Origin of the sequence: Rickettsia endosymbiont of Nabis limbatus (assembly GCF_965196655.1) — a bacterium.
GTDB lineage: Bacteria > Pseudomonadota > Alphaproteobacteria > Rickettsiales > Rickettsiaceae > Rickettsia.
Genome location: NZ_OZ239771.1, coordinates 1,215,199 through 1,238,354 on the forward strand (window position 1 = coordinate 1,215,199; position 23,156 = coordinate 1,238,354).

Sequence of the window (23,156 nt, forward strand, 5' to 3'; positions counted from 1 at the left end):
TATGCTATATTAATTCGAAACTCGCGTTAATTACGTAATTTCCGCTCATCACCATGTTTACATACTGTGCTCATAAAATATCCTTTACTCCAAAACTCACTTCCCCATAATTTTTCTTTAAGATTTGGATATTTCTTAAACATTTCCTTAGATGTAATACTTTTTATGATTTGAGTTATTTTTGTTGGGCTATACATTGGTATTGACTGTAGTAAAAAATGTACATGATCTTTATCTACTCCTATTTCCAAAAATCTAATTTCATAACGAGCTTCTATGTCCTCACAAATTTTACATAAATAATCGTCTAGTTCCTCTTTGAATATTACTCTTCTATACTTTGCCGGTGTTACTAAATGATATATTAGTACTGTGACATTATCACTTTTATGTATATAACTGCTTTCTTCCATGCATCTAGTATATCACGAAGCAGAGCTTCGGGGAATTAAACCCTAAGAGATTAAACATGTCAAAGAGGAACAGATTGCAAGCAATACCAATTAATAGAACAGATTACTGTCAATTTTTAACAATTAGCCAAAAGAATTATAGGGACTGTTGCGAGATGAGAGGGTAGCAGGTATAATAAAAAAATAAAAAATATGTTTATATGTCAGAGTATCAAATGCTAATGGTAAGTTTAGATGAGTTAGTAAATGCGGATCATCAATATCGTAAATTCAAAAGTTTATTCAAATTCAAAGCAGTTGAAGCTGAGTTATTAGCATTAGAATGCGAAGCTAATTATAAAGGATATGGTATAGAGAGGCTGTTTAAATGTTTGCTGCTACAATTTATGGAAGACTTATCTGATCGGGAATTAGAACGTTATTTAGCTGATAGCACAGCGGCGAAATGGTTTTGTAATTTTGCTCTTACAGAAAAGACACCTGATTATAGTGTATTTAGTAAAATACGTAAAAAAATAGGTACTAATTTACTATCAAAAATATTTACAAAATTCCGCGATCAACTACGAGTACAAGGCTATATGGGTGAAGTATTTACCTTTGTAGATGCTTCTCATTTAATCTCAAAAGCTAATCTCTGGGAGGAACGTGATAAACTAAGAGCACAAAAATATGATAAATTGAATAATGAGACTTTGCCTAAGGTTGCAAAGGATAAACAAGCCAAAATTGGCTGTAAGGGAGGGAATAAATTTTGGTATGGTTATAAAAAACATGTGAGTGTTGATATTCAATCAGGCATGATCAATAAGGTTGCAGTTACCCCTGCAAATGTTACCGATAGCAAAGGTTTTAAGCATGTTATGCCAAGTTCTGGTGCTACATATGTTGATAAAGGTTATTGTACAATCTCTACCAAGAATGCAGCAGCTAAAAAGGGAGTCCATCTTTGTGCAATAAAGAAAAATAATATGAAAGATAAGAATTTTGACCTTGATAAATATTATACGAAAATCAGAGCACCTTTCGAGATGGTATTTTCAAAAGATAATAAGCGGGTTAGATATATAGGAATTGCCAAAAATCAATTCTCCGAATTTATGAATGCCATATGTTTTAATTTAAAACGATTAGTGGTTTTAACAACTTTAATGGCTTAAAGAAATTTATTAATAAAAATTCTAACTCTGTAAACAAATCTCTATTAAATTACTACACTATTGAATAACATTTATCTCTATATTAAACAGAATTTCTTTTTTAAAATATTTATTACCTCCTTTCCTCTTATTTTACTATCAAAAATTATCTTTCAACGACCCCTTATAGTTTAACCTACTACGCTGAACATGCCAAGAAATGTAGCCATGATGTTATTAATAGATTTTTAGAAAATGAAAAATATACTCCTTCTTTGTTATGGGAACACATTAAGAATGATGTTATCTTTTCATCTAACGGATATACAATATTTGATGATACGGTGTTAAACAAAAGGAACACAAAGAAAATAGAGGTTGCTAGATCGCAGTATAGTGGAGCTACAGGTGGAGTTACTACCGGTATAGGAGTAGTGAGTCTTGTATATTATAACCCCGATATTGATAAGTTTTGGGTAATAGATTATCGCATTTTTTCACCTGATCATGATGGAGCGACGAAACTAGATCACCTACTAAAGATGTTCAATAATGCTGTTTATAGTAAAAAGATTCCTTTTCAAACTGTACTTTTTGACACATGGTATGCTACACACAAAATTATGCAACATGTTGACTCCTTGGGCAAATATTATTATGCCCCTATTAAAGCCAATAGAAATGTTAGTAAAACGTGTGATTACGAGCCTTATAAAGCTGTTAGCAAGTTGATGTTTTTAGATGAAGAAATTAAGAATGGAATGGAGATTCATATAAAAGGATTTGCCAAAAATAAGCATGTTAATTTGTTTAACATTTACTGTTTCTACCAACAGAGTTGATTATGTTGTTACCAATAACAAAACTCAAAAATCTTCTAAAGCTGCACAAGATGAGTTTGGCTTGCGATGGGTAATTGAGAGCATGCATAGAAAAATTAAGCAACTGACTGGTATAGAACGTTACCAATGCAGAAAACAGCGTATCCAACGTAATCACATTAGTTGTGCATTTCTAGTTTGGGCTTTTCTCAAAAGAACTGCAAATAAAATAGGTAAAACGGTCTACCAAATAAAGTTAGGGCTTTTAGATGACTATATGCAACAACAGCTTCGTTCTCCATCTTTACGATATTTAGAACCAAACATAGCGTAAGTTTTGAAAGTTTAAGAATAGAAAATTAAGATAAAGAAAATGGCTATTATAACGGTGGTCAAATTATATTTTGTGATAATAATTTTAGTAGTAAAGTTTTAAGCAACTTCGGTAATTTGTTTATATTAGAAGATGTTATACCTGATTATGCTAAGGATGCTAGAGAAGTAAAAATTATATCAGGATGTGATAAAAATTTTATAACTTGTTGCAATAAATTCAATAATGCTATAAATTTTAGAGGCGAACCGCTAATACCTGAGAAAGATTTTATAAATTCACATTTAATATAATAATGAAACAAAGCTTTATAAAAGTGATTTTTAATGAATTAAAGACTATATTCAAAACAAGCAACAATATAGAGCAAAAGAAAGAAGTAGCATTGTTTGACTATTTTGAGGTAGTAAGAGATAATTTAGCATGTGCGTTTCAAAAAATAATAAGAGAATATGAAAGAGACTAAAAGTTTTTTTACAAAAAATAATAGATTAAACAAAGGCTATGCTAAGAATTTTAATTCTAATGAAATAGATAAAAATTTTTATCGTAAAAAGTTTGAGCATATATTGCCGCCAATTGATACAGTTACCGAATATGAAAATATTTATCCAGGTACTTTGGAAAAATTAGTAAATATGGCACAAAAAGAGCAAGCTCATAAGCATGAGATAGAATTACAAAATTTAAAAATAAAGGAAAAAGTTGCAAAATTAACTAGAGTTTGTCTAACAATATTTGGTATTGTCGCTGTATTAGTATTTGGATTTGCTTAATTATATCTTTCCCATTTTTTTAATAGAATATATAAAAATAAAGATAAAATATTTTATTTACTTGTAATTTAGAGTAAAATAAGTTAAATGCAATATAAAACAACATAAGACGGAGTAGTTTTATTTCTAAAAATAATTTTCCTAAAGCTAATAGAGAAATCAGAGCTAGAGAGGTTCGTTTAGTAGGCGAAAATGGTGAAATGTATGGCATCGTAAATATTAGGCAAGCACTTGACATGGCTGAAAGAGTCGGTCTTGATTTGGTTGAGATATCGCCTAATGCTGAGCCTCCTGTATGTAAAATTTTAGATTTTGGTAAATTTAAGTACGAAAGCAAAAAGCGTTTGCATGAAGCACGTAAAAAGCAAAAAATAGTCGTACTTAAAGAAATGAAATTCAAACCTAATATTAGTATAGGTGACTTTGAAACTAAACTAAGGAAAATAAAAGAATTTCTAAAAGATGGTGATAAAGTAAAAATCTCTTTATGGTTTAAAGGTAGAGAAATTCTTCATAAGGATGTTGGTGAGGAATTATTTAAACGTATAGAAGTAGGATTAGAGGGGCTTGCTAAGATCGATCAGCAAGCTAAAATGGAAGGCAAACAAATGATAATGATAGTTAGTCCTGACAATAAAGTGTGATGGGGGTGTAATACTGTCATCCTGTGGCTTGTCCACGGGATCTTAAGACACGGATTGTGATACAAGATACCGCAATCAAGTTGCGGTATGACAAATACTAAGCAAAGAAGACAACAATAAAAAAATCAAACTATAATAAATTATGCCAATCAAACTTTTAATGCCTGCTTTATCTCCAACTATGACGGAAGGGAATTTAGCAAGGTGGTTAAAAAAAGAAGGGGATAAAATCAATCCCGGGGAAGTAATCGCTGAAATCGAAACTGATAAAGCAACTATGGAGGTGGAGGCGGTAGATGAAGGCACTCTTGCTAAAATAATCATTCCTCAAGGTAGCCAAAACGTCCCTGTGAATTCGTTAATTGCAGTATTAACCGAAGAGGGAGAAGAATTATCCGGAATTAAAGAATTTATAGCGAAAAATAGCATTAACTCATCTAAAAAAGAAGAAATATCAAAATCTGTTGAAACTACAACTTCTCAAACTGTTAAAGAAGAAAATGTACCGATCGCTTTAGATCAAAACAATCTCAAGGTGTTTGCTTCGCCGTTAGCTAAGAGACTCGCAAAAATTCAAAATGTAAGACTTGAAGATATCAAAGGTAGTGGACCGCATGGCAGAATAATCAAACAAGATATGTTATCGTATAAAGGTGGATCAAAAGCCTTAAGCAATAAAATAGTCAGTAGAAATCCTGAAGAATATCGTTTAGTGCCTAATAATAATATACGTAAAATTATAGCTAAGCGTCTTCTTGAGTCAAAACAAACAGTTCCACATTTTTATTTATCAATAGAATGTAACGTTGATAAGTTAATAGATATAAGAGAAGATATTAATAGGTCTTTTGGTGATGATAAATCCGCAAAAATATCAGTTAATGACTTTATTATCCTAGCTGTTGCTAAGGCTTTGCAGGAAGTGCCGAGTGCTAATGCATCGTGGGGGGATGATGCTATTAGATATTACAATAATGTTGATATTTCAGTAGCGGTAGCAATTGAAAATGGACTTGTTACTCCGATAATTAGAAATGCTAACCAGAAAAATATTATAGAGCTATCTAGTGAAATGAAAGGGCTAATCAAGAAAGCTAGAGAAAATAAATTAACTCCTGAAGAATTCCAAGGCGGAGGGTTTACTATTTCAAATCTTGGTATGTATGGTATTAAAAATTTCAATGCTATAATTAACCCGCCACAAAGTTGTATAATGGGTGTTGGCAGTAGCTCAAAACGTGCTTTAGTCAAAAATGATCAAATAAGTATAGCAACAATTATGGACGTAACTCTTTCTGCTGACCACAGAGTAGTAGATGGAGCAGTTGGAGCAGAATTCTTAGCTGCGTTTAAGAGGTTTATAGAAAGCCCTGCTCTAATGTTGTTGTATACTCGATAAACTTCAAAAATTGGCTACGTCGTCCTATAAGCACGCAGGTAGCTCACGTACCAAGCGTACGCTCCGCTCCTCGTCTTATGGACTCTTTGCTCTTTTTGAAGTTGATCTTCGTCTACCTATGCTTTATTAAATAATAAGCAATCTCACAATAAATCACAAATTAAATAATATGAATATTTCAAGTTTTTCGGATAATCTGACAAAAATTTTAAGTAAGTATGAGGATTTAAGTGAAAAACTATCTTCAGGAATAGGAGGGGAAGAATTTGTTAAAGCTTCCAAGGAATATGCTGACCTTGAAGATATTGTTCAAAAAATTAGAGAGTATAATAAAGCTAAAGCTGAACTTGAAGAGGCTAATAATTTTAAGCAAGATCCTAGTTTAGATAAAGCAACTCTAGAAATGATTGAGGAAGAAATACACAATCTTGAAGATTCATTACCAGGTCTTGAGCGCTCGGTAAAAATAGCATTATTGCCAAAAGATGAAGCGGATAGTAAAAGTGCTATTATTGAAATTAGAGCAGGAACAGGTGGTGAAGAGGCAGCGCTTTTTGCGGCTAAGCTGTTTAATATGTATCAGAGATATGCAGAGTTAAAAGGGTGGCGTTTTGAAATATTATCTATTGATGAGACAGGCATAGGTGGATATAAAGAGGGTTCGGCATCTATAAGAGGTAAAGATGTATTCTCTAAGCTTAAATTTGAATCAGGAGTCCATAGAGTACAACGTGTTCCGGAAACTGAATCACAGGGGCGTATTCATACTTCGGCTGCTACTGTTGCTGTACTTCCTGAAGTAGAAGATGTTGATATTAAGCTTGAGGAAAAAGATTTAAGAATTGATACTTATAGAGCTTCAGGAGCAGGAGGACAGCACGTTAATACAACTGATTCTGCTGTTCGAATAACACATATACCTACCGGTATTACTGTAGCACTGCAAGATGAAAAATCCCAACATAAAAATAAAGCTAAAGCATTAAAGATCTTACGTGCTAGAATATATGAAGAAGAACGTAGGAAAAAAGATCAAGAAAGAGCAGATAATAGACGTGAGCAAATAGGATCTGGGGATCGTTCGGAGCGTATACGTACTTATAATTTCCCACAAGGACGTGTATCGGATCATCGAATAAATCTTACTCTTTATAAAATAGATGAAGTAATTAACGGACAGTTAGACGAATTTATCGAGGCTTTAATTGCAAATGATGAGGCTAAAAAACTTTCAGATATATAGGGGTTTCATATGGGGAAACGTAAAATATTGGAAGACTCTCAGAATAAGATAAGCAAAGAGTAAATTGCAAAACTAAAATTTAAAGCTGAAAAGCTTGGCTTTGAATTAGATAATAGTACGATAAAACAGTTATCAGTAGTTTGTTCAAATTATAGAAGAAAAAACAAGCTGCAAAAATGCTGGATTTATAGATGAAGACGGTAAAGTAAATGTCAAAGCTTATAGTAAGTAGATAATTATCCAAATATAAATAAATCGTATTATTTAGACATAGAAGAAGAAAGCTATTTAATTTTAGCTGGAATGAGTCAAAATTTTAGTTCTAAAAGTATGTAAAAATGGAACAAATCAAATCTACAAAAGGTAAAGTATGGATAAAGATAATATAACAATATATACATATGATTGTCAAGGTAGAATGTCTAACGTGTCAATTGGAAAGGTAAAAATAGAAAAAACTCATTCTAATAATAGTTTAGATAGTAGTGAATCAATTCTGTTAAATGAAATAGAAGAGAAAAAAGACAACCACAATAATATAGATTTAGAAATAATTAGTATCTCTACTAATACAGATTCATTAAAAGAGAGCAAGGATAGTGATAATAATAGTCAAACAAAAATTTTAGATTCAGAAAAGGAAAGTGATTGTGGCACGTTTGATTGTATGGGTAAAAATGATGATTTTTGTTGTGTAATTACCTAAAAATGCATCATATGAAAATGTTTAAACAATTTAGGTAATTAATGAAATCGCAAGCATCTATAAATGGTAAAATATGGCAGCGGAGAAGCGTTAACGAGGAGATAGTTGTAAAATTATGCCGTAGTTTTAAAATCAGTGATTTGCTTGCTAGAATGATATCTTTAAGGATTGATGATATAGCTAAAGCAGAAGATTTTTTAATGCCAAAAATCAAAAACTTGCTTCCTGATCCTTTCCATTTACTTGATATGCAAAAGGCAGTGGATAGAGCTATTAAAGCTATCTTAAGTAAGCAAAAAATATGTATATTTGCTGATTATGATGTTGATGGTGCTACTTCGTCAGCATTACTTAAAAATGTTTTCAAAGATTTAAATATTATTTGTGATATTTATGTCCCTGATCGTATAGCTGAGGGGTATGGTCCTACTCCTTCTGCTATGCAAAAAATTAAAGATAATGGCACTGAATTATTAATAACAGTTGATTGCGGTGCGATGGCTCATGAAGCTTTAAAATATGCAAAGGATGCAGGGCTTGACGTAATCGTTATTGATCATCATATAGCTACTGAAATATTACCTGAAGCGGTAGCTATAGTAAATCCGAATCGTGTTGATGAGACAAGTGAATGTAAACATCTTGCAGCTGTAGGGGTTGCTTTTTTATTTGCAACTGGGATATTATCAGATTTAAAGAAGCAGAATTATTTTGAAAAGATTCTTCCGCCTAATTTGATGAAGTATTTGGATTTAGTGGCTCTTGGTACTGTGTGCGATATGGTAAAGCTTATTGGATTAAATCGTGCTTTTGTATCGAGCGGTTTAAAAATAATGCATCAAAGGCAAAATATCGGTATTAAAACATTATATGATATGGCAGGGCTTAATGAAGTCCCAAAGTATTATCATTTAGGTTTTATTTTAGGTCCGCGTATTAATGCTGGCGGTAGGGTGGGAAAATCAAGTTTAGGTGCTAATCTATTATCTACCGATTGCTCTAATGAAGCTTTTAAATTAGCTGAAGAGCTTGAGAAGCATAATAATGAGCGTAAGGTCATTGAAATGTTGATGATAGAAGAAGCAATGGAAATGGCTAAGACGCAGCAAGATGATAGTTTATTATTTATTGTTAAAGAAGGGTGGCATCCTGGTGTTATAGGTATTGTTGCAGGGAGACTTAAAGAGAAGTTTGATAAGCCGGTAGCAGTTATAGCCTTAAATGACGGAATCGGTAAAGCATCATGTCGTTCTATTTTAGGTATTGATTTTGGTGCTGAGATTATCAATGCTAAGGTCAAAGATTTACTAGTTGCAGGCGGAGGGCACGCCATGGCAGCAGGTTTTACAGTAGCTGCCGAAAAAATACAAGAATTACAAGAATTTTTAAATAACGCTTTTAGAATTAGTCTAAATAAATTAGAAAACTATAAGCAAGCAGAATATGATCTTGACTTAAGTCTTAGTAGCGTCCATTTACCTTTAATGGAAGAATTAAGTGCTTTAGAACCTTTTGGTCAGGGTAATTATGAACCTATATTTAAATTTGATAATTTATTTGTATTAAAAGCGGATATAGTAGGAAGTAAGCATATCAGATGCTTGTTTGCTCCGAATAAGAAAAGTTCTAGTAGTAAAGCATTACAAGCTATTGCTTTTAATTCGTTAGGTACTTCATTTGAAGAGGTATTACTTAGTCCTAAAGCACATAATATTTCAGTATTAGGAACATTAAAGACAAATAATTGGCAAAATAATTATACTATTCAGTTAATTATAAAAGATGTAATAATAACTTAAAAATGATGTTTATAAGCAATTTTAAAAAAATAAAAGATGCTTCTACAAAAATTTCAAAAAATTTAGCCAAAGTCGAAGAGCATCATCAAAATTATCCCCATCCATTTAGAGATTCAAATCAAGAAAAAGAACGTTTGCTTACTGTTTGCGGTGAGTTTCTAGGAGAGTTAAATCATTTTTTATATAAAGGTAAAGAAAATTTTGATAATGGTTTTAGATGTCTAATAGTGGGTGGTAATGCAGGTGATTCGGCTATTTATCTTGCAGATCAGCTGAAAAATAAAAATGCTGAGATAATATATTTGGATTTAAACAGATCTAGTATGGAAGTAGTACAAAAACGTGCTGAAATACGTGGTCTTAAAAGTATCAAATGGGTTAATGACTCTATATTGTCATTGCTAAAGTAAAAGGGACCAGTAAATTGCACGAAAAAGGGACCAGAGAATTTGGTGTAACCTAATAAGGTTATAATGTGCAATATTCACTAGATAATTAATTAAAATAAATATCTAGTGATACAATGATAAGAATAAATATGTACACAACAATTATCACCCTTTATAAGCAAGGCAATAGTCAAAGAAATATTGCCAAACTAACGAGAATAGACCGTAAAACAGTAAGAAAAATAGTAAACCGTTATGTAGAGTCTGGTACAGAATCTCCTGCACCCTATGAACGATCTTCAGCACTGGATTCTTGGCACGAACAAATAATTGAGTTATTAGAAAAGAATCTAAGTTACATAAGAATTTTTGAAGAGTTAAAAATTCAAGGTTATACAAAAAGTTATGGTTCGCTAACCCGTTATATCAAAAAATATAAGATACAAAATAACAGTTGCATTCGTTTTCATACTTTAGCAGGAGAGGAAGCACAAGTAGATTTTGGTGACATAGGCTTACAGTATAATTCTAAGGGGCGTAGAGTTAAAGCATATGTATTTAATATGCGTTTAAGTTATAGTCGCCTTGATTATTATGAAGTAGTGTTTGATCAAAGTTGTCAAACATGGATACAATGTCATATCAATGCATTTAATTATTTTGCTGGCAGTCCAAAAGTAATAAAACTTGATAATCTTAAAGCTGGAGTGGTAGATAGCAATTTCTATGAGCCCGTATATCAGAAGGAATACAAACGTTTAGCTGATCATTATGGAATTTTACTTTCTCCTTGTCGTGTATATCAACCTCAAGAAAAAGGCAAAGTAGAATCAGGAATAAAGTATGTCAAAAATAATTTTTTTGCTGGACGTAAATTTCATAGATATGAAGAATTAACACATGATCTTGCTAACTGGTTAAATAAAGCAAATAACCGAATACATGGTACTACTAAAAAAATTCCTCAGGAACTATTTGAGCAAGAAGAAAGTAATAATTTAATGCCTTTACCATTAGAAACGTTTGATTTGTCATCGTGGCATAATCGAAAAGTAGCAAAAGATTGTCATATCACCATAGATAATAATTATTATTCCGTACCGGCAAAATATATATACAGTGAGGTACTGGTACAATTATCACCAAAACTTGTTCAAATATTTTCTATCCAAAATGATTTAATAGCAAGGCACGTTAGAACAGATGGCAAAGGAATATTTACCACTAATCCGTCTCATTATGCCAAATATAAACGTCTATGCCCAGGTTTTATAGAATATAGTGAACATTATCAACAACAAATGCAGCAGATAGGAAATAATTGCAGTTTATTATTAGAGTTATTACAACAAACACGAGTAAATGATTGGCAACGTTGTGCTAGAGGTATTATTTCTTTACGTAAGGTTTACAATGATGAGTTAATAGATAAAGCTTGTCATAGAGCATTACATTACGGTATAAGTTCTTACTCTAAAATTAAAAATATCTTAAATAGTAATGCAGTAAACTTACCATTGCCAGAGTTTGGAGGTCAGAATGCAGAACTTGCTTAATGACCTACGTAGTTTTAGATTATCAGGTATAGTCAATAGCTTAAATGAAAGGATTATTTATGCTCAAAATAATAAACTAGGATTTAAAGAATTTCTCTCACTATTATGTGAAGATGAAAAATCTCACCGTAAGGATAATAATTACCGTCGTCGTAAAAGTGCTGCTAAATTACCAGTCACTAAAAATTTAGAAGACTTTGATTTTCAGTTCCAACCAAGTATTGATGCCAAAGTAATAAGTGATTTATCTACTTGTGATTATATTAATACTAAGGGCAATGTCATATTCATAGGTAATTCTGGAACTGGCAAAACTCATCTTGCTATTGGATTAGCATTAAAAGCTTTAACACGAGAATACTCTGTATATTTTACTACGGTATCGGATATGCTTTATAATTTACATATTGCAAGAGCAGATAATAGCTATCACAAAAAAGTTAAATTACTCTTATCATTTGACTTATTAATTCTTGATGAGTTAGGTTTTAAGCAATTACCAAAACATTCAGTAGATGATTTTTTTAATATTATTGCTAAACGATATGAAAATAAATCTACCATTATTACCACAAACAAGGATTTTGAAAGATGGAATGAAATATTTGCTGATGAGTTATTAACTCATGCAATTATTGATCGAGTAGTACATCATGCACATATACTAAACATCACAGGTAAAAGTTATCGTATTAATAACTATAAATTTGGAGGTCATTTGACATAAAAATTTTTACATATAGTGGTCCCTTTTTCGTGCAATTTACTGGTCCCTTTTTATTTGACAATGACATATATTAAATATACCTAATTTAGAGCTTGGAAAATTTGATTATATAAATTGTACTGATGCACTTAATCATTTAGCAAATCCCGATATAGGATTAAAAAATTTAAAGGATTCTTTAAAGCCAGAAGGTGGTATGGGCTTGATGGTATACGCAAAATATGGTCGTACCGGTGTTTATCAGATTCAAGATTTAATGAAAATGGTGAATAAAGAGGCTAGAAGCCGTGCTGAAGAGGTAATAAACGGAAAACTAATTTTAGGTAATTTGCCTGCTACTAATTGGCATAAAAGAGGTTGGGAGTTATTTCCAAATTATAAAAATTTGAGTGAAGCTGAAGTTTATGACACGTTTTTGCATAAACAAGATAAAACTTATTCTATTCCTGAATTATATAAATTTGTAGAAAATGCCAATTTAAATTTTGCAAAACTTACGCTATGTTTGGTTCTAAATATCGTAAAGATGGAGAACGAAGCTGTTGTTGCATATAGTCATCTAAAAGCCCTAACTTTATTTGGTAGACCGTTTTACCTATTTTATTTGCAGTTCTTTTGAGAAAAGCCCAAACTAGAAATGCACAACTAATGTGATTACGTTGGATACGCTGTTTTCTGCATTGGCAACGTTCTATACCAGTCAGTTGCTTAATTTCTCTATGCATGCTCTCAATTACCCATCGCAAGCCAAACTCATCTTGTGCAGCTTTAGAAGATTTTTGAGTTTTGTTATTGGTAACAACATAATCAACTCTGTTGGTAGAAACAGTAAATTTAAACAAATTAACATGCTTATTTTTGGCAAATCCTTTTATATGAATCTCCATTCCATTCTTAATTTCTTCATCTGAAAACGTCAACTTGCTAACAGCTTTATAAGGCTCGTAATCACACGTTTTACTAACATTTCTATTGGCTTTAATAGGGGCATAATAATATTTGCCCAAGGAGTCAACATGTTGCATAATTTTGTGTGTAGCATACCATGTGTCAAAAAGTACAGTTTGAAAAGGAATCTTTTTACTATAAACAGCATTATTGAACATCTTTAGTAGGTGATCTAGTTTCGTCGCTCCATCATGATCAGGTGAAAAAATGTGATAATCTATTACCCAAAACTTATCAATATCGGGGTTATAATATACAAGACTCACTACTCCTATACCGGTAGTAACTCCACCTGTAGCTCCACTATACTGCGATCTAGCAACCTCTATTTTCTTTGTGTTCCTTTTGTTTAACACCGTATCATCAAATATTGTATATCCGTTAGATGAAAAGATAACATCATTCTTAATGTGTTCCCATAACAAAGAAGGAGTATATTTTTCATTTTCTAAAAATCTATTAATAACATCATGGCTACATTTCTTGGCATGTTCAGCGTAGTAGGTTAAACTATAATTCTTTTGGCTAATTGTTAAAAATTGACAGTAATCTGTTCTAATGATACTCCTCGCAGCAGAGCTACGAGGTATCTATCCAAAAAGTTTTAACTGTTTTTGTTGAAATGCTTTATAAGAAGGTTTGCCTGAACCTTGATTTTTTACATAATTACGTAATTTCCGCTCATCACCATGTTTACATACTGTGCTCATAAAATATCCTTTACTCCAAAACTCACTTCCCCATAATTTTTCTTTAAGATTTGGATATTTCTTAAACATTTCCTTAGATGTAATACTTTTTATGATTTGAGTTATTTTTGTTGGGCTATACATTAGTATTGACTGTAGTAAAAAATGTACATGTTCTTTATCTACTCCTATTTCCAAAAATCTAATTTCATAACGAGCTTCTATGTCCTCACAAATTTTACATAAATAATCGTCTAGTTCCTCTTTGAATATTACTCTTCTATACTTTGCCGGTGTTACTAAATGATATATTAGTACTGTGACATTATCACTTTTATGTATATATAGTAAATTAAGTTGAGGTTTGAGTATAGGGATGATATATATAAAGGAAAATGCCAAGATCATATAGTCAAGATTTTAGAAAAAGAGTTATAGGATATGTAGAAAGAGGTAATAGCTGCAATAGCACTGCGATAAGATTTGAAATAGCAGCAAACACAGTAAGGAATTGGTATAAGAGATATAAGTCCGAAGGACATTATTTAGCAAGAAGAATAGGAGGCAAAAAAGGACGGGTAACAAGTCAAGATGTTGAGTTGTACGTGAGTTCTAATCCTAATTTCACATTATTAGAAATGGGTACGTATTTTAATATGAGTTCTGTGGGTGCGTATTATTGGTTAAAGCAACTAGGTTTTAGCTATAAAAAAAAGACTTTTCCTACTTGGAAGCAAGTCAAGAAAAGCGAGATAAGTACCAAGAGGTCATAAAAGATACACCAATAGAACATCTTGTATATATTGATGAAAGTGGTATTGAGATAAATATCTGCAAAGATAGAGGATGGGGCAAAAAAAGCGAAAAACTTATTGGTAAAAAAAGCGGTAAATATTACAACAGAACAAATATCATAGCTGGTTATGTTAATAAAGAGTGTATAGCACCGATGATATTTAATGGAACATGTAATAGACAATTATTTGAAAGTTGGGTTGGAGAATTTTTAATAAAAGAGCTAAAACCTGGACAAGTTGTAGTGATGGATAACGCTGCTTTCCATAAGTCTCAAAGGACCAAAGAACTAATAGAATCAGTAGGTTGTAGGATAATATTCTTACCACCTTACTCCCCTGATCTAAATCCAATAGAGAAATTTTGGGCCAATATGAAGCGATGGATTAAAGCTACAATTACTCAATTTGATCAATTATATAATGCTTTAATTCAATTCTTTAATACGCAAACTTCAACTTAATTTACCATAACTGCTTTCTTCCATGCATCTAGTATATCACGAAGCAGACCTTCGGGGAATTAAACCCTAAGAGATTAAATGAAGTCAAAAATGTATTTGCCCCGCTACTTAGTACAAATATTTTGTTATTAAAGTCAAAAAGTTTATAAAGAGTATTATTGACATTTCTGAAATCTTAATTATCTTTAAGTAAATAATTTTGGAGTAAAAAAATGGCAAAAGAAATTACTATAGGGGGACAAGAACCCGAAAAACAAAATAAAGAAGAAATAAAATTTAACAATATCGGAATAAAATTAACGGAGGTTAATAATAATTTTGATAAAATAATAGAGAGCTTAAAGAAAGCAATAAGTAAAGATCCAACAAATAAAGCTCTTTTAAATGCTATGAAAGATTTCAATATTATTAGTGAAGAATTCAAAAATCATACTGAAAATGTTAAAAATAATATTGATGAAATTATCTCGTCACCTATAAAAAATTTAGCTGAACATTTAGAAAAAAATACCCCTATTGGTAAGTTACAAAAATTTGTAACTGATCAAGCAGAAAGAGCACAAGAAAAGTTACACGGTTCTATAGGTGAAAATAAGGTTCTGAAAGCTGCGTGGGGAGTTGTACTTGCTGTATGTGAAGTAATAAAGGTTACTGTTAGTGCAGTTATAAATTCTGCCATAGCCAATGGTAAGCTTGCTACAAGTGTAAAGGATTTTGGAGCAGTAGTTAGTGATTCACTTCAAAAAAGCCCAGCAACTAGTAGAGTACATTAATTTATTTGCTGTCACCCTGTGATGGCATTGCCCGCGTGGATCGGTTTTCCAGTTGTCATCCCGCGACTTGATCGCGGGATCCAACTTAAAATACTAAAATTATTAGTACTTTTTACTTTTTTCTGGATCCCGTGGTCAAGCCACGGGATGACACCGAGAACGTTTTTTGATCCACGCAAGTAACTCCTAAGCAGTAATAGCATCTTTTTCAAGTATATATTCTACAAACATTTGTCTTATCTCAGGCTGTCTATGATTATGGAACAAGTATCTATTAAAGAAGTAACTTGTTAAACTTAAAGCTTGCCTTTTTTCTTCTGAGTTAATTTTGTCATTGTCAGATAGCAAAAATTTTGGCAAAGGTAATAATTTCTCTTTATAAGGTGCTCCTACATCATATGATACAGCTCTGCCTGATTTAGGTGATAGATAAGCTAAATCTTGTGTAGTATTGCTAACGCCGCATTTAGTGAAATCAAGTTCATAACCCATTTCAGCAAGCAGTGCCAGCTCAAAATTAATATAATCACGAAAACAAAAATGCTTTGCTAGATTATCCAGATAGTTTATTAGCAGTGAGAAAAAATTATAATGTTCTTCTCTTTCATGAAATAACTCTTTAATTAACGATATAACAGAATTAAAAGCATACAGCTTAACTTTGTTTATAATAAAATGACCAGTGTAAGATTTGACCAGTTCACATTTGGCAATTCCGATATGCTCATGAAGTCTTGCTTGCCATAAAAAATCTACTACATTACCTCCTTGATATATAAACTTGCTTTTCTTAGAAGATTCTTTTGCCACACCTGAGTATAAACCATGATTTTTAGTAAAAACTGTAATGATAAACGTATTTTCCTTTAATGGTTTTTTGGCAATTATTACTCCTATATCTTTTATATTCATAGTTTTTTTATTACTTAATGTCACCCCGTAGCTTGCACGGGGTCTTTTATTACAGGTTATAAGATCCCGCTACAAGCTCGCGGGATGACAGATACAGCTGTTTCTTCGCCTCGTCCGAGTTACCAGTATATACTATATTTTTATAATTTAGTTTGATTGCAGTAAATAAAGCCGCATGGTCATCATCAATATCGGCAATAAGATCTATGACTTTTTCAGGAAATTCTTTTTGTAAAGTTTTAAGCATATGATCAACTACTAACATACCATAATATTTTACACTGCTTTTTGGGTTTGTTAATATATACTCACCTTGTGCAGAAGATAAAAAATCTCGTGCATCTTCCAAATTTTCCACCTTATAAACTACACTCATTTTATTATCTCTTTTAAGTCTTTCAAGTGAGCTACTGAAGATATAAAATCGTAACTTAAATTTTCTGATTTAGAACAAATAATTTTATTAAAACCAAGTTTTTTGGCTTCTTTTATTCGTGCTTCTGCTTTGGCAGTTTTTCTTATTTCACCTGATAGGCTTATTTCACCGAAAAATACGCTATGTTCTGGTAGAGGCTTATTTGTGGCTGCGGAAATAAGGCTAGCTGCTACCGCTAAATCTGATGCAGGTTCATTTATTTTAAGACCGCCTGCGATACTTAAATATACTTCGTAACTGGCAAGATTTAGTCCTATTCTGCTACTTAATACTGCAAGTATCATTGATAGCCTGTTAACATCCCAGCCGACAGCAGAGCGTCTAGGCGTTACCATATTTGATGGCACTATTAAAGCCTGCACTTCCATAAGTAGCGGTCTTGAACCTTCAATTCCAGCAAAAATTGCAGTACCTATAACATTCTGCTCTCGCTTCATCAAAAATAATTCAGATGGGTTTGTTACCTCAATAAGCCCGCTACTGCTCATCTCAAACACTCCTATTTCTCCTACTCCGCCAAAACGATTTTTATAAGAGCGTAAAATACGGAAATGGTTATTATGATCACCTTCGAAATATAGCACAGTATCAACTAAATGCTCTAGTAATTTAGGACCAGCTAGCTGCCCATCTTTGGTTACATGACAGCTAAGTAAAATAATTATGTTATTTTGTTTAGCATAATTAACAAGCTCATGAGCACATGTACGAATTTGGGAAACAGTACCAGGGGGGGAAGATAATTCCCGTGTTGCAATTGTTTGAATAGAGTCGATAACCACTAAATCGATATTGCCTTTATTAGCCTCAAGGCTTGCTATAATATCTTCTAAATTATTAGCAGCTAAAATATTTGTTTTATCATTAACTAAATCTAACCTCAAAGCTCTTAGCTTTATCTGATCAAGCGATTCTTCACCTGTTATATATAAACATTTTATTTTTGAAGCAAAACTGCCAGCAACCAGCTGTAATAATAAAGTGGATTTCCCAATACCAGGATCGCCACCTATTAATATTGCAGAACCAAGCACAAGCCCACCACCTAGTACCCTATCTAACTCACCTATTGGCGTAGAAATACGTACCTGGTCAGTTACATTATTAGATAATTTTTCAAAATCTTGCTTACTTCCTATTTTGGCAATATTCTTATTTGAAATTACTTTCTCTTCAACAATACTACCCCATACCCCACAATCAAAGCATTGCCCCGACCATTTGGGACTAGTGTTCCCACAATTAGAACAAATATAATGCTTTTTCTCTTTGGTCATATTATTTCTCATCAAGTAAAAATAATATAGTCAATTAAGAAAATAATTTCAATTTAAGAATTTATAAACGCTAGTATAGGATAAGATTTTAAAAAACCTTATCCTGTATTCACTATATAATACAACAAAGGATTCAGTACAGCAACTCTCTGATGACTTCATTATTTGAATTTGGCTATTTGGTAACATGCGGAAAATCTACATTTGCAAAATCTTGTCAAAATTTTGTAAATTTTGCCCTAGAAGAAGGATTTATTAACAACACTATTGCTGAACAAATGTTGCTGGATTGTAAAGAAATTGAACAATTGATGATTCGTGAACAAAGCTTAGATAAAGAATTAGCAGCAAAGAATCGGAGTTCCAAGAAGGCAAAAATTTTAGAAACTATTCCAGGAATTGGTACAATTAACGCAAGTATTTTAAGCATCAAACCGGTTGAAGCATACGATTCTGCTAAGGATTTTGCTGCTTCACTTGGAATTGTCCCGAAACAAAATAGCACTGGAGGTAAGATTATTCTAGGAAGAATAACCAAGCAAGGTGATAGATATGCAAGAACAATGCTAATACAGGCTGGTAGGTCTTTATTGATGAGAAGCTATAAAACTAATCAGACATCAGGAGCGTTATCAGAATTTATTGAAAGATTAAAAGAAAAAGGGAAATCGTTCAATGTAATTGCAGTAGCTACAGCTAATAAATTGGCTAGAATCGCTTATGCCTGTCTGGTAAAGAACAGAAATTACCAATTGGTATAATAGTACTTAAGATTTAGGATAAATTATAAACTATATAATTTTTAAACTAGATAGGGGTAAAGAAATAAAAACAAAGTAGAATAATAAAACGGCGGGTTAAAGAGATAATACATAATCATTCTGGATGAAATCCGAGCTAACGTCATGGTACCTAGATACCGCTAACTTGAGTGAATCTCTCTAGGATCTTAGGCAGAATGCAGAAACCATTATGGCACTTTGATGCCGAATATATGACTGCTTCATTTATCATTAACTGTTTTTTATTTTTAGTACTTGTTTTTAACCAGGCGTCCATATATGACGATGCCCTTATTTCTAAGTATCGAAGGTATAGAACATACTATTACTAAAGCATATTCTCCTCAAACAAATGGTATGTGTGAACGTTTTAATAAAACTATGAAACAAGAATTCTTTGATACAGCTATGCGGAAAAAGATCTACACTGATCTTGATGATTTACAATTAGATCTTGATATTTGGTTAGAGCATTTCAATAATGAGCGACCACATTCAGGAAAATATTGTTATGGTAAAACGCCTATGCAAACTTTTAAGGATAGTAAGAAATTAGCTATTGAAAAGAACAATGAAATCTTATATCTTGAATACTCATCTGACAGTCATAATTTATCAGATATTCAGATATAATTTTTATAGTGCCTGTAAGATCAAATCTTGACTTCTACATTTTAGTATACCTTCCAACATTTACGGCAAATATATTTCTAACTTTTCCCATCAGTGATAATGTACATTGTGCTGCATTAGGATGCTTAAATTTAATCAATATCTTCTCTTTTCGCCTAGTTGGTTGATGTGCATTCTCAACGCGATTATTTAATCTCTTATTAGTTCGATGTTTAGTCCTAGGACACTTAAGCTTAATCGGTTTAATGTAACTCTTGAGCTTATCAGTAACAATTACTCTTGGAGCTGGGTAATTGCCCAATAATCTTAATAAAAAGCAAATAGCTGATTTCTTGTTGCGTCGCTTCTGTAGCAATACTTCTAATTCATGTCCCTCAGAGTCAACAGCCCTCCATAGTATGAATACTTCACCTTTAATCTTAATGTTCATTTTATCTAAATGCCATTTATCAGTTGGCTTCCGCTCTCTCCTTCTGATAACATCTTGAAAATAAACTGCAAATTTATTGCACCAAAATCTTACTGTCTCATGACTCAAAATAATACCTCGATATGCCATCTGTTCTTGAACATCTCGGTAGCTACTATTAAAACGATGATATAACCATACTGCATGGCTAATGATGCTTGCTGGAAAACGATGTCTCTTCGGAGCTTGAGTAATACGCATAATGGTGAAATTTAGAGATAAATGGTTACTGCTATTCTATAAATTATTCCATGCATTTGCTCAATACTTAATTTACATCTCTCTTAACTTGACGGTGCCCTTTCAACCGCTGTTTCTATCGAAATTTTTATAATATCATCAGGAACCGGTAGTAACTTTAACTTCTTCAGGTTCTAGGATAATAGGTGGTTGACTACATGGTAAAGATACAGGGTTGTTATCTTTTATTTTGACTGTTTCAGTATTAACTAACTCAACTTTTTCTTCAAATTCTTTTATTTCTTTATATCTATTTTTAATGTGTAAAAAGGTTTTAGCTTCTAGATTCAGCATTAAATTACTTAGTTTTAATTATTACGAGGCAAAAAAATATAAAAAACGTTAAATTATTTCAATCAGTTTTTGCCACAAACTTAACAATGATAATTATAATACTTGCCAAAGTTTCATAAGATAAATAGAATTATCTAGGAAAATGTTAATAAGGAAAAACAAATATGTTAAATGTAAATTTTACTGACGAAGAATCATTAAACACTCACTCATTAATAGTGTTTATTGATGACAAATTAAAACTTGATAGTGACCTAATAAACCTTGACCAACAACATCATGGTTTGATATCTAAAACCATTGCCAATAAATTACAATTTACTGGTAAATATGGACAAATCAAAATTATTCCCTCCGTTGTCAAATCAGGGGAAGTAAAATATTTAATATTAGCAGGACTTGGAAGCGAAGAAAAACTAACCGAAGTTAAGATTGAAGAGTTAGGCGGTAAAATATTACAGAATGTTACTAATGCTAAAATCACTACTATTGGCTTAAAAGTTAAGAATAGAATAAGCAGTTTTACATCATCTCTTGTTGCATCTTTAATTGCTAGCGGTGCATCACTTGCTTCCTACAGATTCGATAAATATAGAACAACTTTAAAGGAAGCAGATAAGTTTGTTGTAGAGTCATTTGAAATTTCTACAGATAATAACGTAGAAGCAGCAAAGTTATTTGAAGTTAAAAAATTAATTGCTGAAGGAGTCTTTTTCACAAGAGATGTTAGTAACGAGCCATCAAATATTAAAACTCCGCAAATGTATGCTGAAAGAATAGCAGATACACTTGAAGAATTAAATGTTGATGTTTCTATTCTTGGTGAAAGAGAAATGAAAAATCTTGGCATGGGTGCTCTTCTTGGAGTTGGTCAAGGTTCACAAAATGAATCAAAACTAGTGGTAATGGAATATCAAGGTGCAAATAAAGATGCTCCTTATATTGCTTTGGTTGGCAAAGGAGTAATTTTTGATACTGGCGGCATATCTCTAAAGCCATCGAGTAATATGCATTTAATGAGATATGACATGTGTGGTTCTGCCGCAGTAGTTGGTGCTATGATTGCGGTTGCTAGTCAAGAATTGCCGGTAAATATCGTAGGTGTTGTAGGACTTGTTGAAAATATGCCGTCAGGTAATGCACAACGTCCTGGTGATGTTGTAACTACTATGTCAGGGCAAACTGCCGAAGTTTTAAATACCGATGCAGAGGGGCGTTTAGTTCTTGTTGATGCCGTTTGGTATGCACAAGAGAAATTCAAACCTAAATGCGTGATTGACGTTGCTACTTTAACTGGTGCTATAGTCGTGTCTTTAGGTCCTACATATGCTGGTTGTTTTTCCAATAATGATGAGCTTGCTGATAAACTAATAAAAGCTGGTGAGGAAGTAAATGAAAAATTATGGAGAATGCCGCTTCATGAGGATTATGACGCAATGATTAACTCCGACATAGCTGATATGGCAAATATCGGTAATGTGCCAGGAGCTGCCGGAAGTTCTACCGCTGCTCATTTTATTAAACGCTTCATTCAAGAGGGAGTAGAATGGGCACATTTAGATATAGCAGGTGTTGCAAATAGCAACAAATCTTCATCGCTCGGTCCGAAAGGTGCTGTAGGTTATGGTGTAAGGCTACTTGAGAAATTTATAAAGGAAAATTATGAACAGTAAGCCTTATATATTTGTTATAGGTAATGAAAAAGGAGGGGCAGGTAAAACAACCTGCTCTATCCATTTAATAGTGGCACTACTTTATCAAAAATATTCAGTAGTAAGTATAGATACTGATTCTCGCCAAAGTTCTTTAACTAATTACCTAAAAAATCGAGATTTATATAATGAGCAAAATCCTGACAAACCAATATTAGTACCAAGGCATTTCCATGTCAAAGAAAGTTCTGAAGAAGAACAGGCAAATAGTTTTGAGCAGATATTAAAAGACAATATGGATGCTGATTATATAGTAATCGATACGCCAGGTAGCCATACTGCCTTATCAAGGCTTGCTCATTCTTATGCTGATACAATTATTACACCGATAAATGATAGCTTTTTAGATTTAGACGTAATAGCAAAAGTTGATAATAAAGATGAAATTATTAGCCCGTCAATTTATAGTCAAATGGTGTGGGAACAGAAAATACAGCGTGCTAGCCGTGATAGAGGAAGTATAGATTGGATAATTTTGCGGAATCGTTTAAGTAACCTTGATGCTCTAAATAAGAGACGTGTTAGTAATGTCTTAAATAAGCTTGCTAAAAGAATCAATTTTAAACTTACTGAAGGTTTTAGTGAGCGTGTGATATATAGGGAGTTATTTCTACAAGGCTTAACTCTACTTGATTTAAAAGTCGCAAATTATGACCGAGCATTTAATAGTTCACATATAGTTGCTCGTCAAGAACTAAAAAACTTCTTAAAATTCCTAAATATTACTTTTGTATCCTAGATAATTTTATTGCAGGATTTAGCTATTTTGATTATAGTGAGTTGATTT

At 32.3% G+C, this 23,156-nt stretch carries 24 protein-coding genes and 5 pseudogenes; 21 read left to right on the plus strand and 8 right to left on the minus strand.

Annotated features, from left to right (window positions below; all coding sequences use genetic code 11):
* Positions 1–35: 35 nt before the first annotated feature.
* Positions 36–413 (minus strand): annotated as a pseudogene (tnpA, locus tag ACOAL3_RS07030) (IS200/IS605 family transposase); the annotation flags it as partial.
* A 200-nt stretch (positions 414–613) separates the two neighbouring features.
* Between tnpA (ACOAL3_RS07030) and ACOAL3_RS07035 the strand changes: the two are divergent.
* From ACOAL3_RS07035 to ACOAL3_RS07105, 14 genes and pseudogenes are all read left to right on the plus strand, one after another.
* A complete protein-coding gene (locus tag ACOAL3_RS07035) occupies positions 614–1,573 on the plus strand; it encodes a transposase (protein ID WP_419234543.1) in 960 nt (319 codons plus the stop codon).
* Between the two features lie 107 nt (positions 1,574–1,680).
* Positions 1,681–2,707 (plus strand): annotated as a pseudogene (locus tag ACOAL3_RS10925) (IS701 family transposase).
* 65 nt (positions 2,708–2,772) lie between these two features.
* Entirely contained in the window at positions 2,773–3,000 is a 228-nt protein-coding gene (locus ACOAL3_RS07050) for a phage BR0599 family protein (protein WP_395477768.1), read from the plus strand.
* A gap of 2 nt (positions 3,001–3,002) precedes the next feature.
* Entirely contained in the window at positions 3,003–3,173 is a 171-nt protein-coding gene (locus ACOAL3_RS07055) for a hypothetical protein (protein ID WP_419234682.1), read from the plus strand.
* Entirely contained in the window at positions 3,160–3,483 is a 324-nt protein-coding gene (locus ACOAL3_RS07060) for a DUF2335 domain-containing protein (protein WP_419234683.1), read from the plus strand. Before ACOAL3_RS07055 ends, ACOAL3_RS07060 begins: the two co-directional genes overlap by 14 nt.
* Positions 3,484–3,641: 158 nt before the next feature.
* Complete coding sequence (gene infC, locus ACOAL3_RS07065; protein ID WP_395477770.1) at positions 3,642–4,127, plus strand: translation initiation factor IF-3; 486 nt, start codon at positions 3,642–3,644, stop codon at positions 4,125–4,127.
* Positions 4,128–4,269: 142 nt separating this feature from the next.
* Positions 4,270–5,526, plus strand: a complete 1,257-nt coding sequence (locus ACOAL3_RS07070) for a pyruvate dehydrogenase complex dihydrolipoamide acetyltransferase (RefSeq protein ID WP_419234684.1) — start codon at positions 4,270–4,272, stop codon at positions 5,524–5,526.
* A 169-nt stretch (positions 5,527–5,695) separates the two neighbouring features.
* Positions 5,696–6,769: a peptide chain release factor 1 gene (gene prfA / locus ACOAL3_RS07075; RefSeq protein WP_419234685.1), complete on the plus strand. Its 1,074-nt coding sequence runs from the start codon at positions 5,696–5,698 to the stop codon at positions 6,767–6,769.
* Between the two features lie 370 nt (positions 6,770–7,139).
* A complete protein-coding gene (locus tag ACOAL3_RS07080; RefSeq protein ID WP_419234686.1) occupies positions 7,140–7,475 on the plus strand; it encodes a hypothetical protein in 336 nt (111 codons plus the stop codon).
* A 41-nt stretch (positions 7,476–7,516) separates the two neighbouring features.
* Complete coding sequence (gene recJ / locus ACOAL3_RS07085; protein WP_395477214.1) at positions 7,517–9,274, plus strand: single-stranded-DNA-specific exonuclease RecJ; 1,758 nt, start codon at positions 7,517–7,519, stop codon at positions 9,272–9,274.
* 5 nt (positions 9,275–9,279) lie between these two features.
* A pseudogene (locus ACOAL3_RS07090) lies at positions 9,280–9,675 on the plus strand (class I SAM-dependent methyltransferase); the annotation flags it as partial.
* 137 nt (positions 9,676–9,812) lie between these two features.
* Positions 9,813–11,219: an IS21 family transposase gene (gene istA / locus ACOAL3_RS07095; RefSeq protein ID WP_419234561.1), complete on the plus strand. Its 1,407-nt coding sequence runs from the start codon at positions 9,813–9,815 to the stop codon at positions 11,217–11,219.
* A complete protein-coding gene (istB, locus tag ACOAL3_RS07100; protein ID WP_419234522.1) occupies positions 11,203–11,946 on the plus strand; it encodes an IS21-like element helper ATPase IstB in 744 nt (247 codons plus the stop codon). The genes istA and istB overlap by 17 nt, the downstream gene beginning before the upstream one ends.
* Positions 11,947–12,013: 67 nt before the next feature.
* Positions 12,014–12,481, plus strand: a pseudogene (locus tag ACOAL3_RS07105) (class I SAM-dependent methyltransferase); the annotation flags it as partial.
* Here the strand turns inward: ACOAL3_RS07105 and ACOAL3_RS07110 are convergent.
* Together ACOAL3_RS07110 and tnpA (ACOAL3_RS07115) are read right to left on the minus strand one after the other, a co-directional pair.
* Positions 12,441–13,484, minus strand: a complete 1,044-nt coding sequence (locus ACOAL3_RS07110; RefSeq protein WP_473198148.1) for an IS701 family transposase — start codon at positions 13,482–13,484, stop codon at positions 12,441–12,443. The pseudogene ACOAL3_RS07105 and the gene ACOAL3_RS07110 overlap by 41 nt on opposite strands.
* The gene (gene tnpA, locus ACOAL3_RS07115) at positions 13,485–13,955 is read right to left on the minus strand and encodes an IS200/IS605 family transposase (protein ID WP_419235623.1); all 471 of its coding nucleotides are present in this window, start codon (positions 13,953–13,955) and stop codon (positions 13,485–13,487) included.
* Between the two features lie 23 nt (positions 13,956–13,978).
* Here tnpA (ACOAL3_RS07115) and ACOAL3_RS07120 point away from each other — a divergent pair, with 23 nt between their 5' ends.
* The 3 genes from ACOAL3_RS07120 to ACOAL3_RS07130 all read left to right on the plus strand — a co-directional run bounded on the left by ACOAL3_RS07120 (position 13,979) and on the right by ACOAL3_RS07130 (position 15,614).
* On the plus strand, positions 13,979–14,356 hold the full coding sequence (locus ACOAL3_RS07120; protein WP_395476240.1) for an IS630 transposase-related protein: 378 nt from the start codon (positions 13,979–13,981) through the stop codon (positions 14,354–14,356).
* Positions 14,311–14,841 carry an IS630 family transposase gene (locus ACOAL3_RS07125; RefSeq protein ID WP_395476342.1) on the plus strand — a complete coding sequence of 177 codons (531 nt, stop codon included), beginning with the start codon at positions 14,311–14,313 and terminating at the stop codon, positions 14,839–14,841. Before ACOAL3_RS07120 ends, ACOAL3_RS07125 begins: the two co-directional genes overlap by 46 nt.
* 212 nt (positions 14,842–15,053) lie before the next feature.
* Positions 15,054–15,614 (plus strand): hypothetical protein, encoded by a 561-nt coding sequence (locus ACOAL3_RS07130; RefSeq protein ID WP_419234687.1) that lies wholly within the window; start codon positions 15,054–15,056, stop codon positions 15,612–15,614.
* A gap of 186 nt (positions 15,615–15,800) precedes the next feature.
* On the opposite strand, the gene recO is transcribed toward ACOAL3_RS07130, so the two are convergent.
* The 3 genes from recO to radA are packed head-to-tail and all read right to left on the minus strand — an operon-like array spanning position 15,801 to position 18,239.
* A complete protein-coding gene (gene recO / locus ACOAL3_RS07135; protein WP_419234688.1) occupies positions 15,801–16,526 on the minus strand; it encodes a DNA repair protein RecO in 726 nt (241 codons plus the stop codon).
* A gap of 49 nt (positions 16,527–16,575) precedes the next feature.
* Complete coding sequence (locus ACOAL3_RS07140) at positions 16,576–16,902, minus strand: hypothetical protein (protein ID WP_395477216.1); 327 nt, start codon at positions 16,900–16,902, stop codon at positions 16,576–16,578.
* Entirely contained in the window at positions 16,899–18,239 is a 1,341-nt protein-coding gene (gene radA / locus ACOAL3_RS07145) for a DNA repair protein RadA (protein WP_419234689.1), read from the minus strand. Before radA ends, ACOAL3_RS07140 begins: the two co-directional genes overlap by 4 nt.
* Positions 18,240–18,391: 152 nt before the next feature.
* Between radA and ACOAL3_RS07150 the strand changes: the two genes are divergently transcribed.
* Both ACOAL3_RS07150 and ACOAL3_RS07155 read left to right on the plus strand, forming a co-directional pair.
* A complete protein-coding gene (locus tag ACOAL3_RS07150) occupies positions 18,392–19,000 on the plus strand; it encodes a transposase (RefSeq protein WP_419234690.1) in 609 nt (202 codons plus the stop codon).
* Positions 19,001–19,312: 312 nt separating this feature from the next.
* Positions 19,313–19,654 (plus strand): annotated as a pseudogene (locus tag ACOAL3_RS07155) (integrase core domain-containing protein); the annotation flags it as partial.
* A 34-nt stretch (positions 19,655–19,688) separates the two neighbouring features.
* Here ACOAL3_RS07155 and ACOAL3_RS07160 read toward each other — a convergent pair.
* Both ACOAL3_RS07160 and ACOAL3_RS07165 read right to left on the minus strand, forming a co-directional pair.
* Positions 19,689–20,324, minus strand: a complete 636-nt coding sequence (locus ACOAL3_RS07160) for an IS6 family transposase (protein WP_419234691.1) — start codon at positions 20,322–20,324, stop codon at positions 19,689–19,691.
* Positions 20,325–20,462: 138 nt separating this feature from the next.
* The gene (locus ACOAL3_RS07165) at positions 20,463–20,657 is read right to left on the minus strand and encodes a hypothetical protein (RefSeq protein ID WP_395477239.1); all 195 of its coding nucleotides are present in this window, start codon (positions 20,655–20,657) and stop codon (positions 20,463–20,465) included.
* A gap of 164 nt (positions 20,658–20,821) precedes the next feature.
* Here ACOAL3_RS07165 and ACOAL3_RS07170 point away from each other — a divergent pair, with 164 nt between their 5' ends.
* Both ACOAL3_RS07170 and ACOAL3_RS07175 read left to right on the plus strand, forming a co-directional pair.
* On the plus strand, positions 20,822–22,330 hold the full coding sequence (locus ACOAL3_RS07170; RefSeq protein ID WP_419234692.1) for a leucyl aminopeptidase: 1,509 nt from the start codon (positions 20,822–20,824) through the stop codon (positions 22,328–22,330).
* Positions 22,320–23,108, plus strand: coding sequence for a division plane positioning ATPase MipZ (locus ACOAL3_RS07175; RefSeq protein WP_419234693.1), 789 nt, complete (start codon positions 22,320–22,322; stop codon positions 23,106–23,108). Before ACOAL3_RS07170 ends, ACOAL3_RS07175 begins: the two co-directional genes overlap by 11 nt.
* Positions 23,109–23,156: the final 48 nt, after the last annotated feature.